This is a genomic window from uncultured Winogradskyella sp. (assembly GCF_947496485.1).
Classification (GTDB): Bacteria; Bacteroidota; Bacteroidia; order Flavobacteriales; family Flavobacteriaceae; genus Winogradskyella.
This window is the reverse complement of sequence record NZ_CANMCZ010000007.1, coordinates 119,932-137,117: the sequence shown is the minus strand read 5'-3', so window position 1 is coordinate 137,117 and position 17,186 is coordinate 119,932. Positions and strand designations below refer to the sequence as shown.

Sequence of the window (17,186 nt, the reverse complement as noted above, 5' to 3'; positions counted from 1 at the left end):
TTCTCTCGTCCAAGACCTTAACTATGAAAAAACCTTTCTTCCTAATTTTAATAATCATTTTGATTTCTACTTTAATTAGTTGTAGTGATAATGATGAAACTACCCAAGCCATAACGACTGATATTTCAATAGTTTCATCTGCAAGTGAAGTTACTTGGACGAATTATACTGATTTATCGCAAAAACTAGAAAGTGTATTAAGTTATAGTTATGGCAGTGCTCTTGTTAGTGAGACACAAAAACTACAAACTTTTAATGCAGATACGACTCAGGTAAATGCAACAATTGGTTTTAAAATGGAATTTCAGAATCAATACATTGATTCAAACCCATCCAATAATTCAGTAATCATTACACTTATAAAAGAAGTTGAAAACCCAAGTCCGCAAAGTGTTGAGTTAAATGCTGATGGACCAGGAGGTACATATGATTTAATCACTTCAGTATTAGCTCCAGGTCATAACCCAATAGAAGTGCCTGATTGTAATCATACAGAATTCGGTGATCATATCGATGAAATTTTTGATAACGAATTAAATTCAAATGTTTTTCAATTTTACATCCATGTTTCACCAGACAATGATCGTTGTATAAATTTTGATAGACAGCGAAATGAAATAAAAACGTATAACCAATCTCCAGATAATTTGTTGGGAGTAGAAAACGAAACTGTAGTTTACAGATGGAAATTTAAATTAAAATCTGGATTTCAGTCCTCACCAAATTTTACACATATACATCAATTAAAGTCAGTAGGTGGATCATTAGAAAGTATGCCTATGTATACGTTAACTACAAGAAAGGGAAGTCCAGACAAACTTCAGTTACGTTATGCCGAAACTGATGATCAAGATACCATATCAGAAACTGAATTAGGACCTTTCATTGATAATTGGGTAGAAGTCACTGAAACTATAAAATATGGTACGTCAGGAACCTATGAAATTGAAATAAAAAAAGTAAGTGATGGCGCAATTCTATTTGAATATTCAAATCCCTCAATTATTAATTGGAGACCTGGAGCTACTTTTGTAAGACCAAAATGGGGAATCTATAGAAGTCTTATTAATGAACAAGATTTAAGAGATGAAGAGGTTTTATTTGCCGATTTTAGTATAACTGAAATTTAGTAATGATTATATAAATACCTCAAAATAAAAAAGCCCAAACAATTATCTCGTCTGGGCTTTTTAACTATTAACCAACTTAACTAACACTATTATAAATTTTCATTTATAATTACTATTACTTAAAACTTATCTCATTACTATAGACGTAATAATTCTGTTTTTATTTCATGATTACATGAGTTTAACGTGTATTTAACAAAAACCCGAAACAGATGTTTCGGGTTTTCTTTATTTAATAGTTATACAATAACACTAACCATCAACTATTTTTGTCAACTATTAAATATTCTATTTTATTATTTTAAAGACACTTCTAAAGGTTGAATGTGACACTTTAGTATTGTTAAAATATACCTCCTCCTTCTTTCTCGTCATTATCTCTTCGCTTACGAGATTTAGCTCTATATTTTCCACCACCAAAGCGATAAGACAAACGACCTGAGATTTGTTGACTTTCCCAATTAAATTGTCCACGTTGTAAAAATGGTCTTTGACCATTAAACTGTGCAAACATAGTATCGAAAATGTCATTATAGCTTAAGCTAAAGTTGGCGCGTCCTTCCATAAAGTTATAGCGCATACCTAAGTTAACCATAAGCATATCTTCCATTTCAAACTGAATGTTTTTGTTCTTTCCTCTATACATTCCAAAGACCGAAAAACTTAGACTTTTAGAAGCCTTAAAGTTGTTGAATGCTCTAAGGTTCCAAGCAACGTTATCTACTTCTACAGTATTTAAAAGAATATTTTGATTATCATCAAACGATTCTGCTATACTCTTTTGCGTTTGTGAAAATAAATCGAAACTTGCATTGATACTCCACCATTTCGTAGGACGATAATTTGAAGATAATTCTACACCATAAGCAGTAGTATTATCGAAATTTAAATTCGTAAGAATTAAGCGGTCGATGTTGGTACGATCAATTAAGATGGCTTGTTGTATTTCATCTTCGATAATTCTGTAAAATATACCGGCTGTTATACTTCCTTTTTCAAGCTTTCTGGTGTAGTTAGTTTCAAAAGAATTTGTGAACTGTGGCAATAATTCTTGATTTCCGAATTGCGAAATCAAAGCTGTATTGAATTCTGGTAATGGATTCACTTGTCCGATTCCTGGGCGATCAATTCTTCTGCTATAGCTGAATTGATATGAGTTCTTTTCCGTTGGTGTGTAAGTGAAAAATGCAGAAGGATATACTTCAAAATAATCGTTTTCAAAAGGAATCGTTAATTCTTCATTTGCTGCCAAATCTCTTCTAAATGCTTCTGAATCTACATTTACAGTTTCTGCTCTTAATCCAACTTGGTAACTCCACTTCTCTAGTTTTTTGCCATAAGTAGCATAAGCCGAGTAGATGTCTCTGGTATAGTCGAAACGTGTTGTTGTTGGGATATAATCTCCAACCATATTTTGTTCTCGTCCATCAGATTCGTAAAAAATACTGTTGTCAAACAAACGTGCTTGTAAACCTAATTCTAATTTTACGGATTCAGATAATGGTTTAACATAATCTAGATTTATAGTAGTACGGTTTCTGTCCGTATTTGTATCTTCAATAAAGTTAGGGCGTTGAGCACTAAAAAATGTATTGTTTGTACCTCCAAAACCTTCGAATATATTATGATCTACTTCAAGTTCAATGTTATGACCTTCTTCATCAAAATCGTGCTTATAATTAAAATTATACTGCTGAGAGTCGTTTTCATTTACACCTCTAATTGCCTGAGATTGGTCTAAAGAAGGATCCAGTAAATAGTCTATGCGAGTGTTTACATCAGTCCAGCCATCAAAGATGTTTTGATTTGTGAATATTGATATGGTATTCTTATCATTTAAATAAAAATCGACACCAACCTTAAATAAATTCGATTTATTATTATTTAATATATCGAAATTTTGATTGATTTGCTGTTCGACTCTATTGATTCGTCCGTAATTGAAATTTTTTGCTACACTATTATTATAAGAGCCGTAAAAGTTGAATTTTCCATTACGATAATTTGCATCTATTGAACCATTAAACTTAGGCTCAATGTCATAATTTAAACCAACATTTATATTTCCATTAAAACCAATTTGAGTGTTTTTGTGAAGCACAATGTTTATAATACCACTCATACCTTCAGGATTGTACTTTGCTGAGGGATTGGTAATTAACTCAATGCTCTTTATGGAGGTGGAAGGAATCTGTTTTAGTAATTGTTCTGCAGGAATATTGGATAATTTTCCATCTACCATAACACGTACGTTTTGATTGCCACGTAAACTAATGGAACCTGTTTGTTGATCTACGCTTACCGAAGGCAGATTATTCATAATCTCACTTGCTGTTGCACCAGCGGTTTGTAAATCCTTACCAATGGTTATAACTTTTCGATCTACTTTTTGTTGAATTGTTGATACATCTGCCACAACTGTTACTTCATCTAAACCTGTCGCTTCTTCTTCTAATTTAATATCTCCTAAATCTACTTTGTAGTTTCCTTTACCTAATTTAACAGGCTGGTCAATTGTTTTATAACCTACAAATTGAATAGAGACAACAACATCTCCCTCTGGAATTTTGTCAATTTTAAAAGTACCATCATCATTGGTAATACCACCAGTGATAATTTTATTGGCTACATCTTTTATTACAATATTTACATAAGGTAATGGCTGATTGAGATCGGCATCGATAACACGTCCTGAAATAGAGCCGCTTTTAATGTCTGAGTTGGAATTGGGTTGGGAGAATGCTAATGCAGAAAATAGCATAGCAAACATTACAAATAAATGTTTCATTGATTGATTTTTTTTGATTGATTGATAGTTCGTTAATGGATAGACGACTACTTTTACACTATGTTACCTTATTTAACATTACTTAACATCTTTTTAACATATGAGTAAAAAAACATTGGTGCTAGGCGCATCACTTAAAACAGAGCGTTATTCTAATATTGCTATAAATAAATTAAGAAATTATAACCACGAGGTCAAAGCTTTTGGTGTTATAGAAGGTGAAGTTGCTGACGTCAGTATTGATAAGGAGTTATTACAATATGAAACGATCCATACAGTAACTTTATATCTTAACCCTAAGCGACAAGAAGCTTATTACAATTACATTATTGGCTTAAATCCACATCGGGTTATCTTTAATCCAGGCACTGAAAACCCAGATTTTTATAAGCTACTAAATGAAAAGAATATTGAATATGAAGTGGCTTGTACTTTAGTTCTTCTGGCAACAGGACAATATTGAAGATGTAAAAAATTTAGAAATTATTCTTTGTAAGAATAAAGTTTTAATTCGTTATCATTACTTAGGATAAGAACAAGGTTTTTATCCTTCATTTTAATGGTTTCAATTTGTTTTATTTGTGTATTAAATGGCTCAATTCCAAAATCTGAAACAGGTTGATAATCAGATTCGTCTTTAACCATAAGTCCTTTTAAAGATGTGTAAGACCCATGATATGTATTAACTTTATATGAATTCCCGCCCACAAGTAGTGACGAATCGCCATTAATTTCTATTTGAGAAAATGTATTAATTGGTGCCATTTGAAACGCTTCAGGAAGTGCTATAAATTCAGTAAAATTACCATTATCGTTTTTTATATAACCTGAAGCTAAGGTGTGAACTTTAAATTTCTCAGCTAGATTAATGGACCCTTTTCTTATAATTTCTTCAATGGTTTTACCAGCATAACTTTTATGATCGACATAGATTTTATTAATCACATTCATCTGTCCTGCCATCTCGTCTTTAGAGTTTAACGGATAATATTTTCCTTCTTTATTATAAGCTATAAGTGTTTCATTTTTACCGTTCTTATCAAAATCTGAATAATACTTTACTAAAGGACCATCAAAGTTGAGGTTGAACTTAGTATTTAATCCCCAATTTCCTAGTAAAATATCTTTATCGCCATCCTTATCAATATCAAATGTTGAAATAGTTTGCCAGAGTCCATTCATATCTCCTGGCAAATCCATTAATTCTAAGATACCTTTTTTGTTTATATAAATTTTTGGAGCATCCCATTCTGTTGCAACTAATAGATCCTTTATGTCGTCACCATTTATATCTTCCCATTTAGCAGATGTCACTTTAGAAGTTAACTCAAAATTTTGAGCCTTTGAAAAAGTACCTTTCCCATCATTTTCTAAAATATAAGAGTTCACAGGTTTTCCAGAATCTTTTGCATCTGCTACATTTCCAATAAACAAATCAATATCTCCGTCATTATCATAGTCGTAAGCATCAACTGCTGTGGTAACTAAATAGTTTAAGGGAATCTGTTTTTTAGATCGATTAAATTTTCCATTTTCGTTAATATATAAACGATCTTGTTGGAATTTTTCGATTTTACCTTCATTAATACCAGAAGCAACATATAAGTCTAAATCACCATCATTATCTGCGTCAAAAAATGCGGCATCATTATCTTCAAAAATAGCATCGTTTTCAATTTCTGGAATTTTCATTTTTGAAAAACTAGTTCCACTATTCATAAATATATGTGCTTTCTTTCCTGAAGCATTTCCAATGAAAACATCTTCGAAACCATTACCATCTATATCTGCTTTTGCTACAGCTGGTCCTAAAGTTGAAATTTTATATGGGATTAATTTCTCTTCTTTAAAATCATTATAATTATCTTCTCCATGATTGAACTCAAATAGATTTTCTTTAGTGAAAGTTGAATTAGTACGACTAGAGTCTTCGTAACTGTAAGTCTCATTTCCTTCTGAATAACTAACATTTAAAACATCATTTACCTTAGGGTTTTTGAGAGTTTGAAATTCATTATTTGGCCAAATAATCTGAATGGAATCAATTGATGTTGCATCATCAATTCCAAAATATAGTTTGCTTTCTATAGACGAAATAAATCCTCTAGACTTAAATAATTGCTTTAATTGAGGTTTTCCGTTATTGTAAACAATAGCTTTAATGCCAATTCCTTCTTTATTTCCTCCTTTATATTTAAAATCTAAAGCAACATAATTTTTTGTGCTATCAGTAGTGTTTTTATAAATACCGGCCGTTTCACCAAAATTATTGGTTACTAAATCTAAATCACCATCTAAGTCGAGATCGACATAAATAGCTCCATTAGAGAGATTTGGAACATTCTCTATCCAATCTCCAGTTTTATTTTTAAACAATTTAGAATTGCCTTCAAAAATTTCATTGGTTACTTTACCACTAGTCATTTCTCCAATAGAATTAAATAACCATTCTAATCCATCTTTTTCTGAGCGTCCTTTAAATGCACTCGAGACATATTTTTTGAAGTCTAATCCATTTGGTCGTCTTAAAATTCCGTTTGAGATAAATAAATCTTGATGACCATCGTTATTAAAATCTGCGAACAATGGTGCCCAGCTCCAATCTGTATCTGCAACTTTGTTTAATAGTGCTGTTTCTTGAAAGTAGTTTCCAGAATTATTGATTTGAAGCATGTTTCGAGAATATTGATCTTTATAACCTAGTTCCTTTAGTTGAACTTGCATATTAAACATAGCATCATCTCCTTCGGTCTCCTTTAAAATACGCTCACTTTTTGGTAACATATCTAAAGTCATAATATCCTGATAGCCATCACCATTAATATCTGCAGCATCACTTCCCATCGAAAATCTGCTTATGGTTGTAAAAGCATCTGCAAGACTTTCGGTAAATGTGCCGTCTTGGTTATTGAGATAGTAATAATCGTCCTCGTGAAAATCGTTGCAAACATAGATATCATCCCAACCATCATTATTATAATCTGCAATGGAAGCACTTAATCCATAACCATTAACACCACCAAAAATATTCGCCTTTTCACTGACATCAGTAAACTTCCCATTGTTATTATTTAGTAAAACATCACCAACTAATGGAGCTCTTTTATGTCGTAATTCGGCTTTTCCATGTGATAGTGTGGTATGTACTGCATGATTTACGATATATACATCTAAATCGTCATCTTTATCGTAATCGAAAAAATAGGCTTGAGTAGAATATCCTTTAAAATCTAGACCATAGTCTTTTGACTTTTCTGTAAATGTTCCATCTCCATTATTGATAAAAAGTTCATTGTGACCTTCAAAATCTAAAAGACCAGAAACTGCACACACATAGATGTCTAATAACCCATCATTATTAATATCTACCATTGTAACTCCTGTGTTCCAGCTTGAGTTACCAGAGATATTAGCTGTCTTAGAAATATCTTCAAATTTTAAATTGCCTTTATTTAGATATAATTTGTTGTCTCCCATGTTAGATACGAAATACAAATCTGTGAGACCGTCATTATTAACATCCCCTGAGGCAACTCCACCACCATTGTAATAGTAAATGTAATTGATAATGCTATGCTCAGCATCTTCAGAAACTATATTTGAAAAATCAACACCTGTAACTTCTTCTGATAATTTATTTAGAACATAATTAGGAGTGTCGGTTACATTTTCTGCATCGTCAGAACAGGCTAGCAATAGAAATATTGCAACCAGAGTAAGGGATATGTTTTTCATTTGTGCGATGGTTAGTCAACCAAACAAAAATAACGATTTTTTAACAAACCTTTAACGTATGTAGTTTATTAATAATTTTTGGAACAAAGAGAAATTGAAACCTAAATTAATTTAGTGTCAAGGTGAGTTTATAAACTATTTAATATCAATTAGATGGATGCTTTTTTCTAATTAATAGTAAGCCCAAAAAGGTTAGTAAACCATTAAGAGGAAGAATTTCCCAATGGAATATATAGGCTCCAATTATCGATTCTGGTAAAGAAGTAATTAGAAAACTTACGACGATTGAAAGTAAAGCCACAATCCACGCATATTTATCTTTTATTTGGTACTTAGTTAAAATTCCAAATGCGAATAATCCAAGTAATGGACCATAGGTGAAGGTTGCAAATTTAAAGAGATTGCTGACAACGTTACCTTCAAGCATATTGAAGAGAATAACAACTAGTATCAATAAAACAGAAACAGCTATATGTACCTTTTTTCGCAATGACTTTTGTTGCTCTTCTGGACGGTTTTCAATATTTAAGAAATCTACACTAAATGATGTTGTTAAAGACGTAAGAGCACTATCTGCACTAGAATAAGCAGCTGCAATTAATCCAATAATAAAAGTAATAGCTAATGCAGAGCCTAGTCTTTGATTCATAGCTATTTCAGGAAATAATAAATCTGTTCTTGTTTTTCCATCTAAAACAGGAATATTAACGTTAAATTTTTCTGCGTAGATAAATAATAAAGCACCTAATGATAGAAACACAAAGTTGACAAAAATGAGTAATGTTGCCATGCTAAAGATATTTTTCTTTGCTTCTTTTTGATTTTTGCAAGTTAGATTTTTTTGCATCATATCCTGATCTAAACCAGTCATAGCAATAGCTATGAAAATACCGCCTATAAAATATTTCCAGAAATAAGTCTTAGCATTCGGGTCATCAAAAAAGAAAATTTGTCCTTTAGCTTTAAATTCTGAAGAGCTTAAAAACTCAAAATAAGACCATTCTAATTTTACATTTATTAAGTAAATGGCAACACCAACAGACGTTAGCATAGCTAATGTCTGCAAAGTATCTGTCCATACAATAGTCTTAATTCCACCTCGATTTGTATATAACCATATTAGTAAAATAGAAATGACAACGGTTAACCAAAACGGAACTCCGATTTGATCAAAAACAATATACTGCATTGCAAGAGCTACTAAAAATAGTCTAAAAGAGGCTCCAGTGACTCTAGATAACAAAAAGAAAAAGGCTCCTGTTTTGTAACTGACATACCCAAAACGTTGTTCTAGGTACTGATATATAGAAGTAACATTTAATTTATAATATATTGGAATTAAAACAGATAAGATAAATAGATAGCCAACAAAGAATCCTAAAACACCTTGCATGTAAGCAAATTGTTCGCCTCCAATCATTCCCGGAACAGATATAAAGGTAACACCCGAAAGTGATGCGCCAATCATACCAAATGCTACGATATACCAGGGTGACTGTCTTTTCGCCTTAAAGAATACGTCATTACTATCGTCCTTCCCAGTAAAATAGGAGATTAAAACCAATAAGCCAAAATAGCTAGATATTAAAATCAGTATAGATGTTGGTGTCATAAATAAGAAGCTTTCTTAAAATAAATTTTACGAAAAGTAGTACTTTTGAGAAAAATAGCTATTTAAAATTAAAGAATTATGAAAAAGATCTATCTATTGTTAGTGATATTTGCTTTTTTGACGAATTCTTGGTCTCAAGAATACATGCAAATGATTGCAAAGGGTACATATTCAGTACAAGAAATTCAAGCAGAAGCAGAAGCTTATTTTAATGAAGTTGGTAGAGAAAGAGGAAAAGGTTATAAACCTTATAAACGTTGGGAAGCAACAGCGTTACTTATGATGGATGAAAACGGTATGTTAAAATCTCCTGATTATTATCTAAATGTTTTAGAAGAGTATAATACATACCAAAATGAAAACTCAAATTCTTTTGCTAGGACTACTGTAGGCACATGGGAAGATTTAGGACCAACATCTTGGACAGCTGCACCAAATGGTTATAATCCCGGAGTTGGTAGAATTTCCGCTTTGGATGTGCAACCATCCGATCCTAATCATATGATAGTTGGTAGCCCTACTGGTGGTGTATGGAGAACTACCGATGGAGGATCTAATTGGACAGTACTAACAGATAATCTATCTAACTTAGTTGTTGGATCTTTAACAATTCACCCAACTCAGCCCTCAATTTATTATTGGGGAACTAACTTCGGTGTTATTTTTAGGTCATTAAACTCTGGAGCAACATGGAATGTTTTAGGCGATATAGGAAATGGTGTAGTAAACAAAATAATAGTAGACCCAACTAGTACTTCTAAATTATATTGCAGTGCACAAGGTGGTGGAATATATAAATCCACTAATAGTGGTTTTACTTGGTCCATTATTCATCCAAATGCTACGAATGGATATGATGTAGAATTTAAACCAGGTGACCCAAGTGTTGTCTATGCTTCTGGTACTTCGGTTTTTAGATCTACTGATGGTGGAAATTCATTCGCTGAAGTAGGAGCTCCTTTTGATTCTGGACCAAAAATGATAGGAGTGGCAGAAGGTTCTACAAATTCTAGTAATCAATCTTATGTCTATGTTTTAGAAGCTTCGGGTGGTATTTTTAATCAAATTTATAGATCAACAAATAGTGGTTTATCTTTTTCAGCAGTAAACACAGAGACTAAAAATTATTTTGGATATGCATCTGATGGAAGTGACGATTTAGGACAAGCACCTAGAGATATGGATGTTGTTGTGAGTTCTTCTAATGCCAATGACGTTTTTATTGCAGGAATTAATACATGGTACTCTAATAATGGAGGTGCTACATTTACAATAACATCGCAATGGATTCCTGGAAATGCTACTAATCAAAATATTGGTTATTGTCATGCAGATGTGGATATTTTAAGATACGTAAATGGCGAGTTATATGTTGGTAGTGATGGTGGAGTATATAAAGCTGCTAATCCAACTACCATTAATAGTAATTATTATTCGGATTTAACGGATGGTATAAGCAATAGACAATTCTACAGAATTGGTGTAAGTCAAACGAATCCTGTCGTTGTTGTTGGTGGCTCACAAGATAATGGTAGTTCTGTTTTAAGAACAGATGGAATATGGTATGAATGGTTTGGAGCTGATGGAGGAGAATCTTTAGTAGATAAGGACGATGCTGATATAATATATGGCTCAACTCAATTTGGTAATTTTATTAAGAGTGATGACGCTGGCCAAAGTATAATCGGTGTTACTGCGCCAGAAGATAAAGGCGGACAGAATAATTGGAATTTTTTTTCAACACCGTTTGAACAAGATCCAATAGATTCTAATACAGTTTATATAGCTTTTGATGAAGTCTACAAGTCAATAGATGGTGGAGCTAGTTGGACTTCGTTATCGGACGATCTTTTTTCATCTAACATTTCCGCGTTAAAAATTGCACCTTCTAATAATGATTATATATATGTATCACTAAGTGATCGTTTTTGGAGAACTACAGATGGTGGTACAACATGGAGTGAAGCAACAAATTATCCTGGAGGAAGCATTGTATCTATTGCGGTGCATCCAACAGACCCAGATAGAGTCGCAGTAACTTCTAGTTTTGGGAACAAAGTTTACGTCACTACTGATTCTGGTGTAACTTGGATTCCTTATGGTTTTGATTTACCATTTGGCTTTACTCCACTATCACTCGTTTGGGATGATAATCCAGATAATGGACTTTACTTAGGAATGAATTACGGGGTATACTATACTGACGATACTATAGTTGATTCGTGGATACCTTTTAATAATAACCTACCAAATGTTATTATTTATGAACTGGAAATTAATTATGCAACTAACAAAATATATGCAGGTACACATGGAAGAGGCTTATGGGCTTCTGATACTTATGACTCAACTTTAAGCACAAATGATTTTGAATTAAATGAAGTTTCTTTATTTCCAAATCCTGCGAATAACGAGATTAATATAAAATGGAGTAATCCAGAAGATGTTAGTATCAGAGTGTACAATACTCTAGGAAAATTGATGTCTTATCATAAAAAGATAAGCTTATTAAATGGCTTTAAAATTGATATGACGTCCTTTAATTCTGGAGTATATTATGTGAAGCTGAATAGTTCTAAAGGGGAAATCACTAAAAAGTTGATTTTAAAATAGCAACATAAATTTTGTTTAAAAGTCCGACTATAACTCAATTATAACCGGACTTTTTTATTTCTAAAATTCAGTACCTTCGCAATTATGGAATTTTCATCTAAACTCTTAGAAAATGCGGTTAACGAAATGTCGCAATTACCTGGCATAGGCAAGCGTACAGCTTTACGTTTGGTGCTACATTTATTGAGGCAACCAGAAAATCAAACCTTTCAATTAGCTGATGCATTATCAAAGGTGAGGGCAGACATTAATTTCTGTAAATCTTGCCATAATATTAGTGATAAACCACTTTGTGAAATTTGTAGTAATCCTAATCGTAATGACGAACTTATTTGTGTTGTTGAGGATATTAGAGACGTGATGGCTGTAGAAAACACAAGCTCTTTTAAAGGATTATATCACGTTTTGGGTGGAAAAATTTCACCAATGGATGGCATAGGACCACAGGATTTAAACATTAATTCTTTAGTGGAAAAAGTAAAAACGGGCAAAGTAAAAGAATTAATTTTTGCGATGAGTCCAACGATGGAAGGTGACACGACTAACTTCTATATTTTTAGACAGATTCAAGATTACGATGTAGCTACTTCGACCATTGCTAGAGGTGTTGCAGCAGGTAATGAATTAGAATATACAGACGAAATTACTTTAGGGAGAAGTATTATAGACCGTGTTCCTTTTGAAGCCTCTTTAAAATCTTAATAGTCTGAAGTTATCAGTAATCATATTAAACTATAATGTTCGTTATTTTTTAGAATTATGTCTAAAAAGTGTCGAGGTTGCCATTCAAAATATTGATGCAGAAATTATAGTTGTAGACAACAATTCGCCGGACGATAGTTGCGCTATGATAAAGCAATTATTTCCAGCTGTAAATTTGATAGAAAACAAAGAAAATTCAGGATTTTCAAAAGGAAATAATATTGGTGTTTCAAAAGCAAAAGGTGAGTATTTGTGTATTCTTAATCCAGATACGGTTGTTGCAGAAGACACGTTTACTAAACTAATCAGTTTTGTGGATACTAAAAATAACCTCGGAATTGTTGGTTGTCAGCTCATTGATGGAAAGGGTAAATTTCTTCCAGAGAGTAAGCGTAATATTCCAAAGCCAAAAGTAGCATTAAAGAAACTATTGGGTAGCGATAAGGCTTATTATGCTAATCAATTAGCAGTTGATGCCGTTGGTGAGGTCGAAGTATTGGTTGGTGCTTTTATGTTTGTAAAAAAAGAGGTTTACAATACTGTTGGTGGCTTTGACGAGGATTATTTTATGTATGGTGAAGATATCGATCTGTCCTATAAAGTTTTAAAAGCTGGCTACGATAACTATTATTTTGGAGAAACTACAGTTATTCATTATAAAGGGGAAAGCACTTTAAAAGACTCTAAATATGCCAAACGTTTCTATGGAGCAATGCAGATATTTTATAAAAAACATTTTAAGCGAAATATTTTATTCAATGCACTGGTTTGGTTAGCTATTAAGGTTGCATATAGTATTAGAAAGAGTCCAAATTCAAAAAAAGCAACATCGCAAAATATAGTGATTTACACCAATGACTTGCCGGAATCCTTAAAACAACAACTGCAACAACCTATAGCTATTAGAACTGAAATCAAAGACAGTATACCAAATAACACTTTGGTTATCTACGATTTAGGCATAATGGAAACACAAGCTGTTATTGATGATATGAAGAAAAAATCTAAACAAGAAAATATAGTCTTTAGATTATTGCCGAAAAACAGTAAATTTATCCTCGGAAGTGATAGTGCTATAACAAGAGGCGAAATAATACGCTTTTAAAATCGTTATAATTGAATTAAAATCAATAAAATATCGCTTTTTTTATTAATTTTGCAATCGATTATAGAATAAAGACCTTCAAATTATAAATATGGCAAAGTTTGAACTTAAGTTACCTAAAATGGGAGAGAGTGTTGCGGAAGCAACTATAACCTCATGGCTTAAAGATGTAGGAGATACTATTGAAGCTGATGAAGCCGTTTTAGAAATAGCAACAGACAAAGTAGATAGTGAAGTACCAAGTGAAGTTGATGGTGTTTTGGTTGAAAAGCTATTCAATGTAGACGATGTTGTACAAGTCGGACAAACCCTAGCAGTAATAGAAACAGAAGGAGGAGATACTGTTGAGGTTAAAGCAACTGAGCCCGAACCAGCTGTTGAACCTGAAGCTCCTAAAGTAGTCGCTGAAGTTGCGCAGACTGTTGTAGCGGCAAAAACTTTAGTAGAACCTGTGATATCTTCAGAAGACCGTTTTTATTCACCATTAGTTAAAAATATAGCAAAGCAAGAAGGTATTTCTCAAAGTGAACTAGATGCCATTCCTGGAACAGGAAAAGATAATCGTGTTACAAAAAATGATATCAAAGCCTATATTGCATCTCGTGGTTCTGCACCAGTTCAGACAACACAACCAGTGGTAGCTAAGGCTGAAGCTCCTAAAAATGAACCTGTTGTTGAGCAAAAAGTAAATGTTACTGAAACAGCTGCTAAAGCTCCCGTTAAGCAAACTGAAGAAAAAGCTATTGCGAAACCAATAACAGCTTCTGGAGACGATGAAATTATAGAAATGAGCCGAATGGGTAAACTCATTTCAAAGTACATGGTAGATTCTATACAAACATCTGCCCATGTGCAGTCGTTTATAGAAGCAGATGTCACAACCATTTGGAACTGGAGAAAGAAAGTTAAGGATGAGTTCTTAAAACGCGAAGGTGAGAATTTAACCTTCACTCCAATTTTTATGGAGGCGGTTACAAAAGCATTAAAAGAATTCCCTATGATGAATATTTCTGTACAAGGGGATTCAATCATTAAAAAGAAAGCTATTAATGTTGGTATGGCAGCAGCGTTACCAGATGGCAATTTAATTGTACCTGTAATTAAAAATGCAGATCAGCTTAATTTATTTGGAATGGCAAAACGTGTTAATGATTTAGCAACACGTGCCAGAGAAAATAAATTAGATCCAGATGATATACAAGGCGGCACATATACTGTAACTAATGTTGGTACGTTTGGAAGTATTATGGGAACACCTATTATTAACCAACCTCAAGTTGGTATTTTAGCATTGGGTGCTATTAGAAAAGTACCTGCTGTTATCGAAGGACCAGAAGGAGATTATATAGGTATTCGTTACAGAATGTTCTTATCACATTCTTACGACCACAGAGTAGTTAATGGCGCACTAGGAGGCCAATTTGTAAAATATGTAAAAGATTATTTAGAGGCTTGGGATTCTTCTCGCGAAATCTAATTTGTTCTTTTGAAAAAATTATTAAAGCGAAAAGCACAGTTTTAACTGTGCTTTTTTTATAGGTTTTGATTAGTTTCGTTTAACGTTGTTGTGTATGGTTAGTTGCGTGGTTAAGCAACTAAGTTAGCAAACAAATCACAGATAGAAAATTCCAGCGGAATTTTCGTAAGTCGGCAGTGACCAAGCAATTAATTATACACGGTGTTGTAACACGTTTTTTATTCAATTCCAATTACTATCGGAATTTGTGATTTAACTTCTTTTTCATTTACACAAGCTGGATACCAATCAGTAAATTCAATTAGCAATTCCTTAACCTGAATTTGTGTTTCTTTATTTAACTTTCTAAAATCTCCAAAAAATCTGAACGGTTCTTTTTCGATTTTCCCATTTTCATTTATGATTACGAAAGCTCTTATTTTATTAGGCTTGTAACCTTTAATTTTTTTTATTTTTTCAGTCAGAACTTTATGGTCAGATTTCAAGGAAGGCATCTTGTCGGGACGCAAATAAACTCCGTTTTCATTTGTTATTCCGTAAAATACTTTGTTTTGTTCCAAAGCCCATAAATAATCAGATGATGACTTATCAATTCCTTTGAAAGATTTGAATTTGCCTTTAAACGTTATTTGCTTTAATATTTCTCCGTTTTCATTAACCTTTTTTATTTTCATTTCATATTGTCCTCGCAATCCGTTTGTTCCCTGAAAAGGATTTTGATTTAATTTAAAGTCAATATCAAGTATTTTATATTTTGTTCCAATTTCAGCAACATCAGTCCAATATTCGTAGTCTGAATTTATGATGTTTAGGTTATTGTCAATTTCAAAACATATAGTATGTCCAGTAAATCCTGTGCTGTATTGGTTTAAAATTTTAATATTTGAATTCTCGCTGATTTCTATATCAAAACTTTTGTATTTCTTAAGTTCGTTTGCAATATTGTCAAATCGGTTAAATTCATCTTTAATTTCATATTTCACAATATTTTGGTCAATCGTAACTTTTTTTTGTCCGAAAGCACAATTTGCGATTAAAATCAATATGATAATTTGAATTCTCAATGTTCGTTTTAAATGTTTTACAACTTTAGTGATATGAGTCCGTTTTAATGACTTATATCAGACATTAAACGAAGGTAGCTTTTTAATTTTACAAAGTCAAGCCAGCTTTTTCATTCCAATCAAGGCTATTCTGTATATTCTATTTATCTTTGAGTTTCAAAATAAAAGCAATGCAACTCAACCTAACAAAGCCTATCTGTTTTTTCGATTTAGAAACTACAGGAATCAACATTTCAAAAGACAGAATTGTAGAAATATCTATCCTTAAAGTTTATCCAAATGGTAAAGAAGATACTAAAACTTGGTTAGTCAATCCTGAGATGCCAATTCCTGCTGAGGTAACTGCTATTCATGGTATCTCAGATGCTGATGTGGCTGACAAACCTACCTTTAAAGACTTATCGAAAGAGATCTATAATATGATTAAAGATTCTGATTTAGGAGGTTTTAACTCTAACCGTTTCGATATTCCTTTATTGGCAGAAGAAATGCTTAGAGCAGAAATAGATTTTGATATGAAAGGCAGACAATCTGTAGACGTACAGACTATTTTTCATAAAATGGAACAACGAACCTTAGTTGCTGCTTACAAGTTTTACTGTGATAAAGACTTAAGCGATGCTCATAGTGCGGAAGCTGATACTAAAGCTACATACGAAGTCCTAAAAGCTCAAATCTCTAAATACGAAGAATTAGAAAACGACACCAAATTCTTAGCGGAATTCAGCTCACGTAAAAAGTTTGCTGACTTTGCAGGTTTTTTAATTTTTAATAAAGAAGGAGAAGAGTGTTTTTCGTTTGGAAAGCACAAAGGCAAAAAAGTAGTAGAGGTTATGGAAAAAGAACCAGGTTATTTTGGCTGGTTGCTCAATGCGGATTTCCCTTTATATACTAAAAAAGTGTTAACTGCTATTAAATTGCGTCAGTTTAATAATAAATTGAGTTAGAAGCTAATCATCT

Annotated in this window: 11 protein-coding genes; 7 read left to right on the top strand and 4 right to left on the bottom strand. The window is 32.5% G+C overall.

What is annotated here, in order from left to right; genetic code table 11:
- Window positions 1-23: 23 nt before the first annotated feature.
- On the top strand, window positions 24-1,130 hold the full coding sequence (locus Q0822_RS16920; protein ID WP_299125972.1) for a heparin lyase I family protein: 1,107 nt from the start codon (window positions 24-26) through the stop codon (window positions 1,128-1,130).
- 343 nt (window positions 1,131-1,473) lie between these two features.
- Here the strand turns inward: Q0822_RS16920 and Q0822_RS16915 are convergent, their stop codons facing one another.
- Window positions 1,474-3,918, bottom strand: coding sequence for a TonB-dependent receptor (locus tag Q0822_RS16915; protein WP_299125969.1), 2,445 nt, complete (start codon window positions 3,916-3,918; stop codon window positions 1,474-1,476).
- A gap of 100 nt (window positions 3,919-4,018) precedes the next feature.
- Here Q0822_RS16915 and Q0822_RS16910 point away from each other — a divergent pair, with 100 nt between their 5' ends.
- Window positions 4,019-4,381, top strand: a complete 363-nt coding sequence (locus tag Q0822_RS16910) for a CoA-binding protein (protein WP_299125966.1) — start codon at window positions 4,019-4,021, stop codon at window positions 4,379-4,381.
- A 20-nt stretch (window positions 4,382-4,401) separates the two neighbouring features.
- On the opposite strand, the gene Q0822_RS16905 is transcribed toward Q0822_RS16910, so the two are convergent.
- Both Q0822_RS16905 and Q0822_RS16900 read right to left on the bottom strand, forming a co-directional pair.
- Window positions 4,402-7,653 carry a VCBS repeat-containing protein gene (locus Q0822_RS16905; protein WP_299125963.1) on the bottom strand — a complete coding sequence of 1,084 codons (3,252 nt, stop codon included), beginning with the start codon at window positions 7,651-7,653 and terminating at the stop codon, window positions 4,402-4,404.
- Between the two features lie 145 nt (window positions 7,654-7,798).
- Window positions 7,799-9,265 carry a sodium:solute symporter gene (locus Q0822_RS16900; RefSeq protein WP_299125960.1) on the bottom strand — a complete coding sequence of 489 codons (1,467 nt, stop codon included), beginning with the start codon at window positions 9,263-9,265 and terminating at the stop codon, window positions 7,799-7,801.
- A gap of 78 nt (window positions 9,266-9,343) precedes the next feature.
- Between Q0822_RS16900 and Q0822_RS16895 the strand changes: the two genes are divergently transcribed.
- From Q0822_RS16895 to Q0822_RS16880, 4 genes are all read left to right on the top strand, one after another.
- The gene (locus tag Q0822_RS16895; RefSeq protein ID WP_299125957.1) at window positions 9,344-11,878 is read left to right on the top strand and encodes a T9SS type A sorting domain-containing protein; all 2,535 of its coding nucleotides are present in this window, start codon (window positions 9,344-9,346) and stop codon (window positions 11,876-11,878) included.
- Window positions 11,879-11,962: 84 nt separating this feature from the next.
- Window positions 11,963-12,580, top strand: a complete 618-nt coding sequence (gene recR, locus Q0822_RS16890; RefSeq protein WP_299125954.1) for a recombination mediator RecR — start codon at window positions 11,963-11,965, stop codon at window positions 12,578-12,580.
- 4 nt (window positions 12,581-12,584) lie between these two features.
- Window positions 12,585-13,685 carry a glycosyltransferase family 2 protein gene (locus tag Q0822_RS16885; RefSeq protein WP_299126079.1) on the top strand — a complete coding sequence of 367 codons (1,101 nt, stop codon included), beginning with the start codon at window positions 12,585-12,587 and terminating at the stop codon, window positions 13,683-13,685.
- Window positions 13,686-13,776: 91 nt separating this feature from the next.
- A complete protein-coding gene (locus Q0822_RS16880; protein WP_299125951.1) occupies window positions 13,777-15,162 on the top strand; it encodes a dihydrolipoamide acetyltransferase family protein in 1,386 nt (461 codons plus the stop codon).
- Between the two features lie 218 nt (window positions 15,163-15,380).
- Here the strand turns inward: Q0822_RS16880 and Q0822_RS16875 are convergent, their stop codons facing one another.
- Window positions 15,381-16,205 (bottom strand): hypothetical protein, encoded by an 825-nt coding sequence (locus Q0822_RS16875; protein WP_299125949.1) that lies wholly within the window; start codon window positions 16,203-16,205, stop codon window positions 15,381-15,383.
- A 191-nt stretch (window positions 16,206-16,396) separates the two neighbouring features.
- Here Q0822_RS16875 and Q0822_RS16870 point away from each other — a divergent pair, with 191 nt between their 5' ends.
- Window positions 16,397-17,173: a 3'-5' exonuclease gene (locus Q0822_RS16870; RefSeq protein ID WP_299125947.1), complete on the top strand. Its 777-nt coding sequence runs from the start codon at window positions 16,397-16,399 to the stop codon at window positions 17,171-17,173.
- Window positions 17,174-17,186 lie beyond the last annotated feature (13 nt).